Here is a 19,143-nt window from a genome sequence, read left to right on the forward strand (position 1 = left end):
ATTACCCGTTTCTTTCCGAAAGCATCACTTCAAAAGGGTTATTTTATCTTGCGCTTGGAGGCGCTTTTTACACCATCGGGATATTGTTTTATGCCATCAAAAAAATCCCCTATAACCATTTAATTTGGCACTTTTTTGTGTTGGGAGGCGCTATAAGCCATTGGGTAATGATATTTTTCTCAGTGATTTAAAATAATTACCAGCTATGACTTTAACAAATTGACTTGCAGGTAAAGTTTAGTCGATAATAAAATGTTTACTTTTCAAGTGTATTGATTCTCCAAGATGATTCTTAAATTTTGATTCCATTTTGGGAGACACTGTAAATGAAAATTCATTGTTTTTAAGAATTTGATGAAAGTATTCACTGTAAGAGGAAATATTCTCGTACGCTTTGACTTCGGCTTGTGCAACTTCTAAATTATTGTTTTCATAAAATTGATTAAAATCCCAAGATTTAATTTCATCAGGTATTTCAGGCAAGAATACCTCATCTGTGTTTTGACTGTCAAAAACTAGGTTCCAGGTATACGTAACATATTTACCATCAATTTGCGGTGGTGGCCAGGAACTGCCTCTCATTAATATCTTACCAACGTTATGATCAGACCCACTGCTGATAATAGAAATTACATTGTTAGAAAATGCATAATCAATGGACCAGTCTTTTGTTGTGAAGCTTGATAAAGGCTCCCCCGTCCTTAATGTATAGTAATCATCTATAACTACTTCATATTTATACTGGCTAAAAATAGAATTTGTGGCATATGGAATAATGTAGGGCGGATCCATACCTCCCCCCCGGGAAGATACTTGGTGAAAAATGTCATTTTGATAATCATCTTCATTAAGGTATCCAAATACTTGCATTAAAAAATGCGAAACATCTGCCCCATCATATCGAATAAGCAGAGACGTCTTATTTTCTACTCCTTCTGATGATAATGCATCTGAATCCAAAACTAGACTGTCGAGATCTTCGATTTGCACCAAGGCATGGCTATGGGTACTAAGATTAAGGTTCCACAAAGAAAAATAGATTTCGTTGGTATTTGCCATACTTGCCGTGTTGGTGCTTCTAAATAAGTTGAGTTCGCTATTGGAATTTGAACTACCTCCGTAACCATATCCTGAGGCATTTAGGACTATTGCTCCGGAGCCATCTTGGATCGGAGCCGGTATTGAGGTGATTCCTTGGTCGACAAACTTTGGAGCTACCCTTATGTTTATTTCATATGTGTCACCGCTGGATGGTTTTAGATTTAGTATGGTGGCCAAATCGCTGTGATTTCCATCCGCGCCTACAATATTATTAGCAAAGGTCAGCGCAAATTCTGATTCTGAATCTACTTCTTCTGGTGTTGTCAATACCACTCTTTCGGTATCGTTATAAACCCTTTCAACTGCCAAAAGATTTCCATTCATTCCTGATGCGAATACATAAAGACTATCCCAATCATTCTGCAAAAAATCTAGCGGGAAATTAATGCCTATCAATTTTCGATGAATTTCTAGAGGGATTTCTATAATGGTTTCATTTAGTAATTCGTCTGTGGCCTTTATAGCCAAAATACCCGTTCCTGTTGGAAGATTATCAGGGTTAAGGTCAAACGTATGATTATCCGAACCTTCCAAAACTATCAAACTTTGATTGGCAAATAGAATTTCCACCGATTGAATTGCTGATAACGCATCCGTAACGATTGGATTCAAAGAGGTTGTTTCATGGATAATTTGCTCTTCGACCAAAGATTCAAACTTAATTCCCGGTCCCGTATTGTCCGAGATAAAGGCAACTTCAAATGTCACTGTATTTTCAGCCAAGTCCGTAGCCTCTATTTTTAGGACGTTTTCGCCATCTTCCAACTGCTGTGTATCGATATTTACTTGATAATTGGCATCAATGATTTCTGTCAACAAATTATTGTTTAAATAGGTTTTCACTGTACTTAAACCCTCATTGTCACTAGTATCGAAAGTTACCATGTTGGTATCTCCATTGATTATGGTTCCTGGTTCCAATGAGACCAGCGTTATAACCGGGAGTTCATTATCTATATTTATGACTTGTTCTTGTGATGAAGTATTTCCTGAAGTGTCGGTTACAACTATTTTGAGTGTATAGTCTTTGAACTTTGCTGTCTGTGTAATTTTGGACGCGAAACCAGAAATATCAATAACTATTTGGTATGGGGCAGTAGTATCTTCACCAACTTTCTCATTATCAATGAATGCTTCAACTTTTGCAACTCCACCAGCATCTTGTGCATTGATGTTAATTTCTATTTGATTACTTGCGACGATCGGTTCTGAACCTGGATTTGAAAATCCGGCTATATTAAAACTTATTGTCGGTGCTGTAGTGTCAGGTTCAGGTTCAGGTTCTTCTGAATCCGATGAACAGGAAAAAACGATTAATGTAAATAAGGTAACAAATACTAGGTAAATATTTTTCATATGTCCAGTGGTGATTAACACCATAAATAAAAGAATTTTAAAGCAGATGTTTAAGAAAAATCGCCCAAATCAATACTAAAGTCTCCGTAGGACATTAAGGATATTAATTGCCTACAATTATTTGCTATAGATAGTATGCAATTCCTACCCCCAAAATAATTACTAGCAGTTTTTGTAGATTGAAAGAATGTCCTTGAGAACTCTCAAAAAGTATTATTGTAGATACATGAAGAAAAACCCCAATGGCCAAAGCGGTAAAAATTGGTGCGTACGCTTCTATCCAAGCTGATTGTGCTAAATAACTGCCAATAGGCGTCATTATTGAAAAGGCCGTAATGAAAAGGACAACAGAACTTGTTTTTAGCTTCGAATTGATTAAAAAGATGCTAAGAATAACGGCAACAGGTATTTTATGGATCAATATGCCATATAGGATTGAATTATCACCATGAATAGGTATGCCTTCAATTAATGCATGTATGGACAAGCTTAGGAATAGTAAAAAAGGGAATTTGTTTTTTTCTAAATCTAAATGAACATGTCCGTGTTCTGCACCTTTTGAGAAGAACTCCAAAAAAATCTGGAGTAATATTCCTGCAAGAATAAAAACTGCAATTGTTTTAGGTTTTTGATTTTCATATACCTCTGGTAGTAGTTCAAAAAAGGTGAGTGCGAGTAAGAAAGCCCCACTAAAGGCCAACAAAAGCTTTATGTTCTTTTTATCCTTTGGCTTTGAAATCCAAACAAAAGCAAAACTGGTCCAAACTGCTAAAATCGGTACAGCAAAAACCATAAAAAAAGGAAAATCCATAAGTTGGTTTGAAGGGGCAAAAATAGCCTATTTTTACCGAAAGATTTTGAAAAGTATGGCTGGGAATTTTAGGATGTTGGCCAAGACCTTTTATGGTTTTGAGCCAATTTTGGCAAAAGAACTTCGCAATTTAGGTGCTGGTCATGTGAAAGAAGGCGTACGAAATGTCACCTTTGAAGGAGATACCGGGTTCATGTATAAGGCTAATTTATGTCTTCGTACGGCACTGAAAATCTTTAAACCAATAGTCTCGTTTAAGGTGTTCAATGAAAAAGAACTCTATCAAAATGTGTACAATATCAATTGGCCGGAACATTTCGATTACGATAAGACTTTTGCCATTGACACAACAATGCACTCCGATATGTTCAATAATTCAATGTATGTGTCACAAAAGGTAAAAGATGGCTTGGTTGATAAATTCAGGAATGTAGAACGCCAACGTCCAAGCGTAAATACCCATGACCCGGATGTACGTATCAATATCCATTTGTATAAGAACTTGTGCACGGTGTCTTTGGATAGTTCAGGAAGTTCATTGCACCAAAGAGGATATCGTATTTCGACCAATATTGCACCTATTAATGAGGTATTGGCAGCTGGGTTATTGTTGACAAGTGGATGGGATGGCCAAACGGATTATTTGGATCCCATGTGCGGTAGTGGAACCTTTTTGATTGAAGCAGGAATGATTGCCTGTAATATTCCTGCGAACATTAATAGGGAAAACTATGCGTTTATGCATTGGAAGAATTATGATGCCGAGTTGCACAGCAAAATTGTCGATGCAAGCTTGAATAAAACGAGAGAATTCCATCATAGGATTATTGGATATGACAAGGCTCCTTCCGCGGTACGAAAGGCACAGGAAAACGTGGATAATGCCAACCTTTCTGAATATATATCCATTGAAAGAAAAGACTTCTTTAGAACGGAGAAACCTGTAGATTCAAAACTACATATGGTCTTTAACCCTCCATATGGAGAACGTCTTCCAATCGATATCTCTGAATTTTATGGAAAAATTGGCGATACATTAAAGCAACAATATCCAGATACAGAAGCTTGGATGATAACTTCAAATTTGGAGGCATTAAAATATGTTGGGCTAAGGCCTTCCAGAAAAGTAAAAACCTTTAATGGAAAGTTAGAGTCCAGGTTGGTGAAATATGAAATGTACGCTGGGAGTAAAAAAGGAAAATATAAAACCGATTCTACCAACAAGGAAGGGTAGTTTTAGAATTCACTCTTTCTAGATTGCTATATTGACATAATGGTTCACGGTGCAGCTCTGAATGTATTTTTCCATTCCATTGGGAATATGAGCCTCATTCCATTGCTCTCCGGTAAAATTGATTATATCTTCTTGCGTAGCCCATTTTGAAATCATTACAAAAGAATTTGGATTCCATTGAGTAGGTTTGGCAATTGCCATTTCTAACAAACCATTTTGCGTTTTGACCAAAGGAACAGAAATTTCCTTGAATTTCGCTTCAAACTCTGTGTGCAATGATGATGGCACTTTTGCCGTGAAAATTCGGATTATCATAGATGTTACAACTTATTTATCTGACCAAACAGCTAACTCATTACCCGAAGGATCAGTGAAGTGAAACCTGCGCCCTCCTGGAAAGGAAAAAATTTCTCGAACCACCTTTCCACCAGCTTCAATGATTTTTTGTTGAATGTGTATTAGGTTTTCATGATAAAGAACTATCAAGGCACCATTAACAACGGTTTCTTCGCTCGTTTCAAACCCACCTTCAAGACCACTTTCTGAAAATGCGGTATACGTTGGTCCATAATCCGTGAACTTCCATCCAAAACAACTGCTGTAGAATGCTTTTGTTTTTTCAAGGTCGAAAGCCTTGAACTCTATATAATTTATTGTCGAGTTTACCAATTTCATCTATGTGTTTTAAGTATTGACGGGCAAAAATGCTGTTTATAAATCTAATTTTGTTCGGGTGCAGCAGGTTCTTCTTTTTTCTTATTTGATTTTTTATAGAATGGAATGAAATAGGAGATTGAATAATTGTAACTCACCCCAAAATTACTTCCATCGGTAACCTTATTGAATCCGGGAATCCAAAGATTTGGAAAACGTTCCTCTTCTTTGTTGGTAATCAAAAACCCCAATCGAGCACTCATGCCCACATAGATATTTGCAAAAAGCTCAACTTTGACACCAGCAACGAATTCGAGCCATGAGGCATTAAGACCGCTGAATTCCTCACCATTTTCAACCCCGGCCAAAAACCCATCAGGATTAAAAAACCTATTGCTATCAAAAATGTTATACTCGTTCAAGGTATTGCTAAAACTTGCTATAGCATATCGTCCTCCAATGGTAATGGAGTTGTTCATGCCGAACCAATTTTCATAGGAGTTGATTTCTACCCCTAGCTTTAAATAACTTCCTGAGGTTGTATAGTTATACAAAAGACTGTTGCTAAGGCTTTCTGTTTGGGTTTTTTCTTCGTTCCCTATTTCCGCAGCTAAATATAGTTTACGCGTTAGTCTATAGTCCCCAACCAATTCCAATCCGGTATAATCTTCGTCCAAAAATGAGAAAATCAAACGACTTATATCTGCACCAACGCGCAATCCATATTCCTGTTTGTATTCAACAGTATCCTTGGGCTGAAGATCTACGGGTTTGTTTTGACTGAACCCCATGAAGGAGCTAGCAATGAAAAAAAGACTAATGAAATATCTTGACATGGATATTGTTAGAGTTTTCTATGGTTTGTTGAACTATGGTAATGTCCTGAATCCAATTTTCAGCATTATCTGGTAAGGTGACATTTACATCATCATAATTGGCAACAAATCCACATGCTCTTGATATAAATGCTTCCCTAGTAGTGTATGAAATTGTTAGTGTGTCGATATTGCCTGTTTCCTCTCCTGTGGTATCATCGTCAGCCGAATTGGTGATGAATGCAAACTGCGTACTTGCGGCATCAATTCTAAGGGGAACACCAATGGAATCTAAACTTGTCCGGTCCGTTATGGTATTAATAGTGCTGTCCAGAATAAGCTCTTTTATGCGTAATGTAGGGGCATCTTTGGCTAGGGTGGTGTCCGTAGCATCGAAAAACCCAATAACTATAAGAGGAGTATCACCATCAACGCATATATCATCCTTTTCGCAGGAGGCAGTATAAAAAAACAAGAAGGTAATCAGTAAGATGGGAAGTATTTTTTTCATGCTAAGACTAAAAACAGATTTCGTCAAAAATTATACCCGTTTCTCCAAAAGTACAACATTTTCAACGTGATGAGTTTGCGGAAACATATCAACGGGTTGCCACTTGGTTACTTTGTATTTTTCGTTCAATAGAGCCAAATCCCTGGCTTGGGTTGCGCTGTTGCAGCTTACATATACAATCTTTTTTGGAGCTGCCAATAAAAGCTGCTCTACAACAAGTTTGTGCATGCCATCGCGAGGAGGGTCTGTGATTACCAAATCTGGAGTGCCATGCTGGTCTATAAATTCTTCGTTGAAAACATTTTTCATATCACCTACATAGAAAGCGACGTTGGTAATGTTGTTATTGTGTGCATTAGTTTTAGCATCTTCAATGGCTTCAGGAACGGACTCAACCCCTATAACCTTTTTTGCATTTTTAGAGACAAACTGCGCAATCGTTCCTGTTCCCGTATAAAGATCATATACCAATTCCGTTCCGGTCAATCCAGCAAAATCTCTAGTGATTTTATAAAGCTCATATGCTTGCTCAGAATTGGTTTGGTAAAAAGATTTGGCAGTTATTTTGAACCGAAGCCCTTCCATTTCCTCAAAAATATGGTCTCTGCCAGCAAAACAGAACACTTCTTGATCATAAATAGTGTCATTCTGTTTTTGGTTGACGACATAAAGCAAGGTTGTGATTTCGGGGAATTTTTGTTGTAGATGATTGAGCAATGCTTCCCGTTGTTCTTTGTTATCATCGCAAAACTGAATCAAAAGCATTATTTCCCCAGTAGATGCAGTTCGAAGCATCATGGTCCGTAGAAGCCCTTTTTGCGACCTTGGATTAAAGAAAGACAACTCATTAGCTACAGCAAAGTCCCGAATTTCCAGTCGAATGGCATTTGAAGGATCTTCCTGTAAATGACATTTTTTTACGTCTAAAATTTTGTCCCACATTCCTGGAATATGGAAACCCAAAGCATTCCTATCTGCAATGGGAATTTCAGAATCAATTTCTTCTTGGGTAAGCCATCTACTGTCGGAAAAAGAAAATTCCATTTTATTGCGATAGAAATATTGCTTTTTTGAACCGAGAATCGGAGTTACTTCAGGTAACTCAATATTACCAATGCGTTTTAGGTTATTTTCAACTTCTTTTTGCTTAAAAAATAGTTGGTGCTCATAACCCATATGCTGCCACTTACAGCCACCGCAAACTCCAAAATGCTCACATTGCGGAGCAGTTCTTTTGTCGGAAAGAGTATGAAAGTTCGTGGCAAAGCCTTCAAAATAGGCTTTTCTTTTCTTTGTGGTCTGTACATCGACAACATCACCAGGAACTGCATTGGAAAGAAAAATCACCCTTCCATCAGAGGCTTTACCCACTGATTTTCCCTTGGCCCCGGCATCGATAACTTCGACATTTTCAAACGTTCTTCGTTTGTTTTTTCTACGCATGGCGCTAAAATAAGCATAGCTTTTTATACAGAACAATTAACTTGTATAAGGAAAATATAAAATCCACCTTTTTTGAACCTTTTTGATTGTTCTCCGTCTTTAGGGTAGAAATTCACATGAAAACAACGGAAAAAGCTTTTGACGGGTTAATGGTATTGGAATTCCAGTCAGGAAACAAAAAATCGTTCCCAGTATTGGTAAAACGACATCACCTTCGATTATGCAAACATTCATTTCGATACACCAAAGATGTTGAAGCTTCGAAAGACGTTGTGCAAGACTCTTGGAATGCTATAATCAACAAATTACATACACTGAAAGACCCGAATAGTTTTGCCAGTTGGGCGACTAGAATTGTGACTCGAAAATCGTTGGATTATGTGAAAAATGTAAAGTATCATCGAAATAAAGTTGAAACCTACTATCATGAGACCAAGATTACAGAAACAAACGATGGGCGGGAGATTCAGATAAAAAGGCTCTTGTCTGCGATAAAAAGTCTTCCGCAAAACCAACAAATGGTACTTAAGTTATTTTATGTGGAAGACTACTCATTGAAGGAAATAAGCAGCATACTGGAGATATCAGTGGGCACAACAAAATCTAGGTTGTTCCATGCTAGAGAAAAATTAAAAACAATATTAAAAGTCAATACGGATGAAAAAGGAAACTGAAAAAATAGATGAGTTGATCAAAGAGGCACTTACCAAAGAGGAAGCTAAGTTTTATGACGAATTGGGTGAACAGAATGTACTTGAAAAGTTAGGAGGGGTTTTTAAAGGTAAAACCGCTTGGCTGGCGATTATCATGAACGTGGTAAACCTAATGATTTTTGCATTCTTGATTTATTGTGTGGTTCAATTTTTTAATTCTGAAGTCACAAATGAAATTATCAAATGGGGTGTTGGTATATGTGCTTCACTTTCTTTTATGGGTATGATCAAGTTATATGTGTGGATGCAAATGGATAAGAACGACATCCTAAGGGAACTTAAAAGATTGGAATTGCAGGTTTCGGCTCTAGCACATAAAAAATAAGCCAATAGTCCAAAAGTTGGAGAAATTTGCCAAATATTTAATAATTTAGCAGCTCTTCAGGGATGATTTCTCTCCCACGCTGCTTTTTCGAGTCCTCGAAAGAATAAAGGTATTGTAGGAATAGTTGTTTTATTAATTTAACCATAATTAAAATGGCTGTTTTAGAGCATTTAACATCGCAGCATGCGATAGATTTAGAGAACAAGTACGGAGCCCACAACTACCACCCGCTTCCTGTAGTTTTAAGTAGAGGAGAAGGTGTGTTTGTTTGGGATGTTGAAGGAAAAAAGTATTACGATTTTCTTTCAGCATACTCCGCAGTGAACCAAGGACATTGTCACCCTAAAATTGTAGGGGCAATGACTGAACAGGCAAGAACCTTGACCCTAACTTCAAGAGCGTTTTACAATGACATGTTGGGGAAGTTTGAGCAGTATGTTACGGATACGTTTCAGTTTGACAAGTTGTTACCCATGAACACAGGAGCCGAAGCTGTTGAAACGGCTTTGAAAATCTGCAGAAGATGGGCGTATCAGAAAAAGGGAATAGCTGAGAATCAAGCAAAAATCGTTGTTTGTGAAAACAATTTCCATGGACGCACCACAACGATTGTTTCATTTTCGAATGATCCAGTAGCAAGAAAAAACTATGGCCCATATACAGAAGGGTTTATCAAAATTGAATATGATAACTTATCTGCGTTGGAAGCTGCCCTAGAAAACGATACTAGTATCGCCGGATTTTTAGTGGAACCTATTCAAGGAGAAGCTGGAGTTTATGTCCCATCAAAAGGTTATTTAGCGTCTGCTAAGGCACTGTGCGAAAAGCACAATGTGCTTTTTATTGCAGATGAAGTTCAAACTGGAGTAGCAAGAACCGGTAAAATGTTGGCTGTTGATCATGAAAATGTCAAACCTGACATTTTGATTTTAGGAAAGGCACTTTCAGGAGGAGCTTACCCAGTATCAGCGGTTTTGGCCAATGATGATATTATGGAAGTGATTACCCCAGGCAGTCATGGAAGTACTTTTGGCGGTAATCCCATTGCAGCGGCTGTGGGAATGGCGGCACTAGAGGTTGTAAAAGAGGAAAGTTTGGCTGAAAATGCTATGGAGTTGGGACAACTGTTCAGAGATGAACTGAACAAGTTTATACCGAACTGCGACCTGGTAACCAAAGTACGTGGAAAAGGATTGCTAAATGCTATTCTTATCAATGACACCGAAGATAGTTCTACAGCGTGGGATATTTGTATGGCATTGAAAGAGAACGGTCTTTTGGCAAAACCTACGCATGGCAACATTATTAGATTTGCGCCTCCGTTGGTTATGGACAGGGAACAACTCTTGGAGTGTGTTTCGATAATCATAAAAACGCTGGAAGCGTTTAAAAAATAAGAAAAGCCCCTTTAAAAGGGGCTTTTTTATATTCTCATTTTTAGATTTTATGGAGCAGAATTACCTTCTTTAGACCTTGCTCTACGCAATTGACGTTGAATTTTTCGAATTGCAGATTCAATGGACTTTTCTGGCTCAATAATGTTGTATTCTCCCCAAAAATCTGGATCAGAAAACCCAACAGCCTCATCACTTAGTATGATTGATTTTTTAATACGGTCCCTGTTTTTAGGTAATTCCCCAGTGCTATTTTTTTCCCAATCGGTTACGGCCATTTCAGCGGTCATGCTATATACAGAATTGAACAGTTTATCCTCCCAGTCCACTTTGAACTCAAGAAGGACATTGCTATATCCATAATACCATTTTCCATTTTTTTCACGATAATCAACTCTGTATGCAACTTCGGTTGGCCATACATCTACTTTGGCAGGCTTTCTTCGTACAAAAAGCTTTGCAGCTTTTACCTTATCGGTAATATTAAGTGTATAAATTGCACTTGTCAGTGTCCTTTGTTCAACATCGATAAAAAGTTCACCTTGATATAAAGGCTCAGCTACTGTTTCCAGCTGAGTAAACTTGATAACATAAATCAATTTGTCATTGATACGAGTTGACCTGCTAAAAGTGAACTTGTAATCCTCGATAGCTCCTGCTGAAAAAATGTATTCGGGGTACTTCATAATATCCACATACAACGTATTGAATGGCCCGCCCTGTAGTTTAAGTGCCACCGTATCCAATTTGCTGTAATCCGTACTTTTTCTGGCTTTATACAATTCCACTGCATCTTTTCGCACTGATGAGTAGGGAGATTTGTAGATATTTACGACAGCTTCCGAAAGTGATACATTTCGTTTTCTCCTTTTAATGGTTTCCCGATAAAAAGCGGTCATCAAAGTGGGGTCATCAAAATAATTATCACCTTTTCGTGCTAAAGTCTCTTTTACCAAAGCCGCCGCATCTTTTGGAGCGTTTATGTTTACCTCTGTCAGTTCGGTTACAGATATGACCAAGGAAATCTTGTTTCTATTTGGTTTGAGTTGACTAATAGGAATGCTTTTACTTTTATATCCCAAAAAAGAAACCACCACTGTGCCATCTGTCATCGTATTCGGAATTTTCAATTGAAAACTACCTTCAGTATTGGTAATGGTACTAATGTTAGTGCCTTCGACGGATAGTGTCGCAAACACCAGCGGTTTATTTGAGGAAGCATCTGTCACTTCACCTTTGTATTGCGTGAATTTTTCTTGCTCCTGAAAGCCAAATACTTTGGAAGTGCCCATAGCGAACATGAGACATAATGAAAATGCCCAGGCTAGGGTCTTAGATGGAATGTTTAGCCATTGTTTATCCATAACAACTGCATTTTTTGATTAAATAACTATTATTCTAAATTAATGATTTTTAATGATATAACTCTTCCTAGGTTTTATAAACTCCGGAATTTTAATTTGTCTTGCTTTCAGTTAAACGGTTGAGACTGTACTTTGTCCTCCATTTTCCAAACCAGTTTGGTTTTTCACCATTCGGGTAGGTCTCATCAAATAATGTCAAAGTCATTTGAGTTCCTTGAATATGATAACTATAATATTGCATTCCTCCCTCAAAACCAGGTACTTTGGCCAAATGTGCCTTGGTAGTAAAATAGTCTTTTGAAACGGTATAACCGCCAGTATTGAAAACAATGGTGCTGAAACCACGAATCATTTCCTCTTTCGTAGGATTGCTTAGATTTTCGAAGGGAACCCTTGTTTGTTCCATGGGACTCCAACAGATGCTATAACAATCCGGGGTTACCAGCAATAAACCTTTTTGGACAGGTACCCTGCTTAAAGTGGTGTCTTCTGAAATCCATTGGATTTTTTCTATTGACCATGAACCCAATAATGGATTGGTGCTGTTTGATTTTTCTTTGCAGGCCACAACCATGACCGTTAGTACAAATAAGAAAAATTTAAGGCTGCTTTTCATTGATGTGGTGTATGCTTTGGTTAAATGTAAAATCTAACGCCAATGAAGCTGTCTCTTTGTGTAAACCTTTACTATTATTTTATGTCTATGAAGCTTGTTTTGGGCTTAAATATTGAGATGGGTTTTGATTCTCAAACTTTTTGAATGCCTTGTAAAAAGATGCACGATTGTTAAAACCAACATCATAGGCAATTTGTGCTACCGTAATTTTTTCCTGAGGTTTGGACAATAATGTTTTAGCCTCTTCAATACGATATTTGTTGATAAAATCGAAAAAGGACAAATTGAAATGTTGGTTGATTATTTGGGAAGTATGGTTGCGAGATAGATTTAGCATTTTGGCTAGATCATCTAAACGCAAGGTACTTTCGATGTATGGTCTTTCGTTTCTCATTATGGACTGCAGTTTGTCTCTCATTTCCATGGACAAATCGTCTGTAAGACCTGTTTTTCGATATTTTATAAAGGGGATAACCTGTTGAATGGTCCTTCCTTCAAAGACCTCCGGTTGAACAAAACCGAAAAAACATAAAATACCAATGAAAAAAACAATTATGATGTCCACGAAATAGTCATATGCGGGGTTCATAAGGTTAAACCTCGTCAGTGTGATATAAGAGGAAAAGGCTACAGCGAATCCTAGGTAAGAACCCACAAACCACTTAAGCCATTTATTTTGTTGAAATCTGGTATTTTTTCTAGGCCCAAAATCGTGAAATGTCAAAAAGCCATAAAAAAACATGATAAAAATAACCGCCCAGATGGTTCCATTAGGCATCCAGTTAAATTCAGAGAAACGTCCCTTTTGTATTATTTCCGCTTTTTGGGAAGCAGATTGTATATAAAAGGGCAGGTTTAAAATAATTACAGTTACTATGGGAACAAGGAAATAAATATCACTCTTTCTAAATCCCGGTGCAGTTAGAACGCTCCTGCAAAAAATATATACTATGGGTCCGTATGTAAGCCAAAGTGGATAGTGGGTGATAGTGAGATGGACAAATTCGGGTTGAATTAAATATCCCGACCATTTTAAACAATTATAGAACAATTCGTATGAGAACAGTAGAGTATATATGCCTAAAAGCAAATTGGCAAAACGAATACCTTGTTTTTTGAAGAAAAAAAGTAATCCAATGCAAGTGCCAATTCCAACAAAAAAAAGAAAAAGTATGATGTGCCAGGCCATGTTCTAAATTGAGAACCAAAGATACACTTACATGAAATTTTGATGTCTCTTAATGTAGGCAGGTATAAAAATTAAGAAAAATATAGAGGTTCATTTGGTTTTTAACTGGAGCAAGGCCAACATTTCAGGGTCTTTTGTCATCTGCATTACCGTTGATCCATAGCTAGTTAAAATGTCTAAATCTGGTTTGTACGGCATTAACATTTCAACAAAATCCCGATTTCCATAAACAACAGCCCAAATAAGAGGCGAAAAGTTGTTTATTTTATCCGTGATATTGATATCTGCTCCACTTGCGATTAACTCTTTACCGGCTGTCACATTATTTTTAATAGCAGCAGCTATTAAAGGAGTCAAAATGTATCTCTTATCGGTTTTATTTACATCGGCTCCTTGGTTTAATAAATAATCGACTACTTCAAAATTTTTAAAATAGACAGCACGGTTAAGGGCAGTATGTCCGGTAGGATTCATACCGTCAATGTTGGCGCCTTTTGACAAAAGAACTTTCACCATATCCAATAAACCTAGTTCTGCGGCAGTTACCAAAAGTGGGGTTCCGGAAGCATCTTGAGTATTTGCATTTTCGGAAGTTAGAAGCTTTTTTACGACTATTGTATTATTATGTTTTACAAGTTCGATAAGTTTTTCATCTTCCGGACTTAGGTCATAATGTGTAACTCCATTTTCAACTAAGAGCCCTACAATATCCGATTTCCATTCCTTAAGTGCCACGTTCAACACCCCATCTGAATGTATACTTATAAGGTCCGTTCTAGCATTATGGTTCAATAATAATTTGGTGAGTTCTACCTGACCCAAATAGGCGGTCCAATGAATTACTGGATCACCATTTTTATCAATAATATTTACATCAGCTCCATTTTCCATCAATAATTTGGCTAGTTCCAAAGCGTTGAAATTACTGCATTGCATTAATGCAGTAGTTTTTGAGTGGTCTTGATTTATTGTATTTGGGTTAGCTCCCATGTTAAGCAAAACCTCCAGAAGTTCTACGCTTTTTTTTCGGACTGCAATCGAAATAGGATAATAGCCCGAAGAATCGATTTCATTGGTGAAAGAATGGGGGAACATTTTCACAGCTTGAATATCGTTTTCTTTTAGGGCTTTGAAAAATGAGTTAATTTCTTGGGAAGGGAATGAATCTTTTTGACTATAAGTGACATGGAAACATAACGTCAAAAGAATAACACCCAAATACTTGCACATAGTTCTAATTTTCCGCAAAATAGAGTAGGTGGCAATAAAAGGTGTCTCTTCCTTTAAGGAAACCTTAATTTAAGTCAAAAGCAGGGTGTTTACAATGGTTAGTCTACCATAAAAAGTGCGTTGGCAAAAAACAGTTTTCCATTTTCCCAGAAGCCTCTGAACAAAGGATTGTCAACCATATAAACTACACGCCCCTTTCCGAAAGATTCAACACCGAATACCAACGAATTGTTGACCTTTTTTTGTGCTTCACTTCCTGCAAATCCAGAAACAGGTTTGGTTGTACTCTCTAAATAGACCGCATTGCCACTTTTTAAATAGTTGTAGCTGGCACTTCCAAGTTTAAGGCTAAAGTAATCGGAACCGTAACCGTATGCCAATGGATGGGTATTATCCACTTTTGTTTTGAAAATGGCGCCGGTAATTAGATTTTTAATACGCTCTCGTTGGGTATTTTTATGTGGTTTAGGTTTTGGCTTAGCCGTATCCTTGGCCATCTCTTTCTTTTTGATTCCAAATCCTTTTTCCCCATCAATACCATTGATTGCTCCGCCCATGGCTACTAGCTTGCCACCACTTTTTACCCACGCTTTCAATTTTTTCAATTGATCTTCGGAAATGGAGCTTCCATAATTCCCACCCGGGAGGATGAGAATCTGATAGTCGTTTAAATCCACATTCTTCCAATAATCACTATCAATTACGGTGATGGGATAATTCAACTGTTGCTCAAAAAAGTGCCAGATTTCACCAAAACGAAGTGTTGAAGTAGGTTTTCCGGATAAGATGGCGATTTTAGGTTTGGTAATCATTTTTACATAAGAAGACCCAAAATCTTTTCCCGAGTCTACAAACCCTGTCTCAACAGAAATGAGCTTGGTATGATACTTCTTTCTGATTTGATTCAGTACCGAAATAAAATCGGCCTTATTTTGGTTATCAGCTTTGGTAATAATCAAGCTACCCCTTTTAAAAGATTTCCCTTCCAATGTAAAAGGATGATCTGTTTTACGAACTCTAATACCATTTTTTAGAAGATCAGCAAGAAAACGGGCGTCTTCCATACTGTTCCAATCAGCAATATGCGCATAGGCACTTTCCTTGAAAGTAGAAGGTCCTGAATTGATATGAACTATAGGGTCGTCTACATTGGCACTTCCAGAACTTTTTGCGTTTATCACCGACTGAGTAGCAATGGCATTCAATCCATAGGCATATGGCAGTGACCACGCTGTGATATCGTAGGTCAATGAATCACTTAACTTGGCTTTTGGTTCAAACAGGACTTTTACAAGTGTTCCTTTCGATTGGTTGGTGGATACCACAACACTGTTGTCTGATACTGGCATGGTCCCACTAGCTCCTGTAGCATAATTGAAACCTTTTACAGAACCTTTTGCAGGGGTTCCCCATTCAATTTTATGTTTTGATAATAATTGTTTTAAGGCAATGATTTTATCTTCATCTCCATTCAATACATAGTTTTTATACTTGAAACTTTTGTTTTTATAAAAGTTACGAAACTCGGTATTCAATTTATCAGCGTTGTTTGCAGATACTTCCACCGTAGACAAACCTGTTGTATGGTGATGGGCTATTCTGTCCTTTAGGGTCAGTGTATCTCCAATTTTTGTAATAACACCAAGACCTCCACGTCCGCTTCCGCCTTGTTCGTATGTCATGCCAATTGCTCCGTTATATGTAGGATAGGTATCACCATAACTGGGATAGAATAGATCAAAAATCTCTTTGGTAAAGTAAAACCAGCCGTTGGCATCAAAATATTTTGCGTGGTTTTTCCCTAAAGTGACCTGGAAGTCGCGTTGAAAGCTTGTAATTACTTCGTGGTAAGGTTCTGCAGCAGGAGCAAAGTAGTATGGATTATCTACTCCCTGCTCATGGAAATCTACATGCACATGCGGTAACCATTCATTATACACTTTAATGCGTTGTTGGCTTTCAACTTGTGTAAGCCATGCCCAATCTCTATTTAAATCGAACATATAGTGGTTACTTCGCCCATTCCACCAACCTTCATGGTGTTCCTTACTGTTCGGGTCTACCTGGTGCGGTGCGTTTTTATATTGGTTATACCAATTGCTATAGCGATCACGACCGTCAGGGTTGATACATGGGTCCATTATGACTACGCTATTATCCAGATAAGAGCTTTTGGTAGTCAATAGTTCATATATGGTTTGCATGGAGGCTTCAGTGCTTACACTTTCGTTTCCATGAACGTTGTAGCTCAACCATACAATGGCCTTGGAAGAATTTCCAGTACCTTGGGTATCTTTCAAATGTTCCTGTCTTATACGCTCAAGGTTAGACATATTATTTGCAGATGATACATATGCCAATAATAAAGGTCTGCGCTCATTGGTTTGTCCATATACAGTAAGCTTTACGCGGTCAGAAGCTTCTTTGGCAAGGTATTCATAGTAATCCACCACCTCGTGGTGTCTTGTGAATTCAGTTCCCAGTTCGTAGCCCAAAAATTCTGAAGGAGATTTAAGTTGAGCTGTGGATACAATAGAAAAAAGGAAAGACGATAAAAGTAAAAATCTTGTCATTTAGAGAGAATTAGTCTGTCCAAATCTAACAATAAATTCATGAACAATCATGCTACTTTTAGCACCATCGACTATAGTCTTAAAGCAATTAACGTATTTTTAGGATTAGAAAAAAAGAAGAGGTTTATCTTTAGCCCGATATTTCAACTTTAATGGAAGTAGATTGTATACCGTTCAAGGAAACAGGTTATTTTTCCAAACTTATTTGCGATTATCTTGACCAAGAAAAGGGCCTTGAGCCTTTTTTCAACAGATTTCCGGATATAAAGAATTTCAAAAATCAGATTCAAGAAAAGGAATCTCATTTCCCAGAAGCTTTTAGACCTATTTTGGTGAATGCCCTTAAGGAGCAGTATCAATCCATCAAGGTTTCAGAGGAAACTGCAAATAATCTTTCACTTCTGGGTGATAAAAAGACATTTACTGTTGTTACCGGTCATCAGTTAAATCTGTTTACTGGTCCATTATACTTTCTATACAAAATAATATCAACCATCAACCTGACAAAACAACTGAAAGAAGCTTATCCAAAGTATGATTTTGTCCCGGTGTATTGGATGGCCACGGAAGACCATGATTTTGACGAAATCAACTATTTCAATTTTAAAGGACAGAAAGTACAATGGAATAGAGATGCATCAGGAGCGGTCGGCACTTTAAAAACTGAGGGTCTGGAAGCAGTTTTCAATACTTTTTCTGCAGAATTGGGCAATTCTTCGAATGCAAAATGGTTGAAAGAGCTTTTTCAACAAGCGTATCTGAATCATAAAAATTTGACAGATGCCACCAGGTTTCTCGCAAACCAACTTTTTGGTGCTTATGGTTTGGTGATTGTTGATGGAGATGATGCACAGCTTAAAACGTTATTGGTTCCTCATGCGAAAAAGGACATTTTTGACCACATTCCTTATAACAAAGTGTCGGCATCGATTGAAGTACTTAAGGAAGTTTCATCCGATTACTCCATTCAGGTTAATCCAAGAGAGATTAACTATTTTTATTTAACTGATGGATTGCGAGAACGCATTGTTAGAGAGCATGACATTTTTAAAGTAAACAATACTGACATCCAATTTTCACAAAGTGAATTGGAGAGTGAACTCCAAAATCACCCTGAACGGTTTTCGCCGAATGTGATTGCACGGCCCCTATACCAAGAAACCATTTTACCGAACCTCTGCTATATTGGAGGAGGAGGGGAACTGGCCTATTGGTTGGAGCTGAAATCGTATTTTGAAACGATAGATGTCCCTTTTCCCATGTTGCTGCTTCGCAATTCAGCCTTAGTACTAACTGATAAGCAAGCTAAAAAGGTTGAAAAGTTAGATTTGAAAATTTCCGATTTGTTCTTGAAACAGAACAGTTTTATCAATAAGAAGATTCGGGAAATCTCCAATATTGATATTGACTTTTCAACCCAGAAAAAACACTTGGAAGAACAATTCAGTTCTATGTACCAATTGGCCGAGGAAACGGACAAAACTTTTATCGGAGCGGTTAAAGCTCAAGAGGTAAAACAGAAGAAAGGTCTGGATGCTTTGGAAAAGAGATTGCTACAAGCCCAAAAGCGAAAACTAAAAGACCATGTTGTGCGCATGACCGACATTCAAAATGAGTTGTTCCCAAACCAATCATTGCAGGAACGTCAATTGAACTTTTCAGAATTGTATTTGGAAATGGGGGAAACACTTATTCCTACCCTAATGGATGCACTTAATCCGCTAACAGACCAATTTATTGTTGTGAAGTACTAAATTCTAGTTTACGTAATATATTGAAAATCAATTCAGTAACCATCATCTTCATAAGATTTT

At 37.5% G+C, this 19,143-nt stretch carries 18 protein-coding genes (1 of these 18 running past the window's edge); 6 read left to right on the forward strand and 12 right to left on the reverse strand.

The window, feature by feature from the left end; translation table 11 throughout:
- Window positions 1-191: the final stretch of a PAQR family membrane homeostasis protein TrhA gene (trhA, locus tag ACOKFG_RS08755; protein ID WP_299484692.1), read on the forward strand. 445 nt of this gene lie to the left of the window's left edge; only the last 191 of its 636 coding nucleotides appear in the window; its start codon lies beyond the left edge, outside the window; its stop codon occupies window positions 189-191.
- Window positions 192-237: 46 nt separating this feature from the next.
- Here trhA and ACOKFG_RS08760 read toward each other — a convergent pair whose 3' ends face one another.
- Complete coding sequence (locus tag ACOKFG_RS08760) at window positions 238-2,457, reverse strand: Ig-like domain-containing protein (protein ID WP_422861087.1); 2,220 nt, start codon at window positions 2,455-2,457, stop codon at window positions 238-240.
- Between the two features lie 124 nt (window positions 2,458-2,581).
- Window positions 2,582-3,268 (reverse strand): ZIP family metal transporter, encoded by a 687-nt coding sequence (locus tag ACOKFG_RS08765; RefSeq protein ID WP_299484696.1) that lies wholly within the window; start codon window positions 3,266-3,268, stop codon window positions 2,582-2,584.
- 55 nt (window positions 3,269-3,323) lie between these two features.
- Between ACOKFG_RS08765 and ACOKFG_RS08770 the strand changes: the two genes are divergently transcribed.
- Window positions 3,324-4,502, forward strand: coding sequence for a THUMP domain-containing protein (locus ACOKFG_RS08770; protein ID WP_299484698.1), 1,179 nt, complete (start codon window positions 3,324-3,326; stop codon window positions 4,500-4,502).
- Window positions 4,503-4,520: 18 nt separating this feature from the next.
- Here ACOKFG_RS08770 and ACOKFG_RS08775 read toward each other — a convergent pair whose 3' ends face one another.
- The 5 genes from ACOKFG_RS08775 to rlmD are packed head-to-tail and all read right to left on the reverse strand — an operon-like array spanning window position 4,521 to window position 7,925.
- Window positions 4,521-4,817 (reverse strand): antibiotic biosynthesis monooxygenase family protein, encoded by a 297-nt coding sequence (locus ACOKFG_RS08775; protein ID WP_299484700.1) that lies wholly within the window; start codon window positions 4,815-4,817, stop codon window positions 4,521-4,523.
- Between the two features lie 12 nt (window positions 4,818-4,829).
- Window positions 4,830-5,177: a VOC family protein gene (locus tag ACOKFG_RS08780; protein ID WP_299484702.1), complete on the reverse strand. Its 348-nt coding sequence runs from the start codon at window positions 5,175-5,177 to the stop codon at window positions 4,830-4,832.
- 44 nt (window positions 5,178-5,221) lie between these two features.
- A complete protein-coding gene (locus ACOKFG_RS08785; protein WP_298793553.1) occupies window positions 5,222-5,992 on the reverse strand; it encodes a DUF6048 family protein in 771 nt (256 codons plus the stop codon).
- Complete coding sequence (locus ACOKFG_RS08790; protein WP_422861088.1) at window positions 5,973-6,482, reverse strand: DUF6452 family protein; 510 nt, start codon at window positions 6,480-6,482, stop codon at window positions 5,973-5,975. The genes ACOKFG_RS08785 and ACOKFG_RS08790 overlap by 20 nt, the downstream gene beginning before the upstream one ends.
- A gap of 30 nt (window positions 6,483-6,512) precedes the next feature.
- The gene (rlmD, locus tag ACOKFG_RS08795) at window positions 6,513-7,925 is read right to left on the reverse strand and encodes a 23S rRNA (uracil(1939)-C(5))-methyltransferase RlmD (protein ID WP_299484706.1); all 1,413 of its coding nucleotides are present in this window, start codon (window positions 7,923-7,925) and stop codon (window positions 6,513-6,515) included.
- Window positions 7,926-8,041: 116 nt separating this feature from the next.
- Between rlmD and ACOKFG_RS08800 the strand changes: the two genes are divergently transcribed.
- The 3 genes from ACOKFG_RS08800 to rocD all read left to right on the forward strand — a co-directional run bounded on the left by ACOKFG_RS08800 (window position 8,042) and on the right by rocD (window position 10,360).
- Window positions 8,042-8,599, forward strand: a complete 558-nt coding sequence (locus ACOKFG_RS08800) for an RNA polymerase sigma factor (protein ID WP_299484708.1) — start codon at window positions 8,042-8,044, stop codon at window positions 8,597-8,599.
- Window positions 8,583-8,963 carry a DUF6768 family protein gene (locus ACOKFG_RS08805; RefSeq protein ID WP_298793557.1) on the forward strand — a complete coding sequence of 127 codons (381 nt, stop codon included), beginning with the start codon at window positions 8,583-8,585 and terminating at the stop codon, window positions 8,961-8,963. The genes ACOKFG_RS08800 and ACOKFG_RS08805 overlap by 17 nt, the downstream gene beginning before the upstream one ends.
- Before the next feature lie 152 nt (window positions 8,964-9,115).
- A complete protein-coding gene (gene rocD, locus ACOKFG_RS08810) occupies window positions 9,116-10,360 on the forward strand; it encodes an ornithine--oxo-acid transaminase (protein ID WP_299484710.1) in 1,245 nt (414 codons plus the stop codon).
- 47 nt (window positions 10,361-10,407) lie between these two features.
- Here rocD and ACOKFG_RS08815 read toward each other — a convergent pair whose 3' ends face one another.
- The 5 genes from ACOKFG_RS08815 to ACOKFG_RS08835 all read right to left on the reverse strand — a co-directional run bounded on the left by ACOKFG_RS08815 (window position 10,408) and on the right by ACOKFG_RS08835 (window position 17,329).
- The gene (locus ACOKFG_RS08815; RefSeq protein WP_422861089.1) at window positions 10,408-11,721 is read right to left on the reverse strand and encodes a carboxypeptidase-like regulatory domain-containing protein; all 1,314 of its coding nucleotides are present in this window, start codon (window positions 11,719-11,721) and stop codon (window positions 10,408-10,410) included.
- Between the two features lie 91 nt (window positions 11,722-11,812).
- Window positions 11,813-12,337, reverse strand: coding sequence for a hypothetical protein (locus ACOKFG_RS08820; RefSeq protein WP_298793559.1), 525 nt, complete (start codon window positions 12,335-12,337; stop codon window positions 11,813-11,815).
- 85 nt (window positions 12,338-12,422) lie between these two features.
- Complete coding sequence (locus tag ACOKFG_RS08825) at window positions 12,423-12,926, reverse strand: helix-turn-helix domain-containing protein (protein ID WP_298793560.1); 504 nt, start codon at window positions 12,924-12,926, stop codon at window positions 12,423-12,425.
- 690 nt (window positions 12,927-13,616) lie between these two features.
- Window positions 13,617-14,756 (reverse strand): ankyrin repeat domain-containing protein, encoded by a 1,140-nt coding sequence (locus tag ACOKFG_RS08830; RefSeq protein ID WP_298793561.1) that lies wholly within the window; start codon window positions 14,754-14,756, stop codon window positions 13,617-13,619.
- A 98-nt stretch (window positions 14,757-14,854) separates the two neighbouring features.
- Entirely contained in the window at window positions 14,855-17,329 is a 2,475-nt protein-coding gene (locus ACOKFG_RS08835; protein WP_298793562.1) for a M14 family metallopeptidase, read from the reverse strand.
- 152 nt (window positions 17,330-17,481) lie between these two features.
- Here ACOKFG_RS08835 and bshC point away from each other — a divergent pair, with 152 nt between their 5' ends.
- Window positions 17,482-19,083, forward strand: coding sequence for a bacillithiol biosynthesis cysteine-adding enzyme BshC (gene bshC / locus ACOKFG_RS08840; protein WP_298793563.1), 1,602 nt, complete (start codon window positions 17,482-17,484; stop codon window positions 19,081-19,083).
- The last annotated feature ends 60 nt before the right edge of the window (window positions 19,084-19,143 follow it).

The organism is Flagellimonas rhodophyticola (genome assembly GCF_049332665.1).
Classification (GTDB): Bacteria; Bacteroidota; Bacteroidia; order Flavobacteriales; family Flavobacteriaceae; genus Flagellimonas.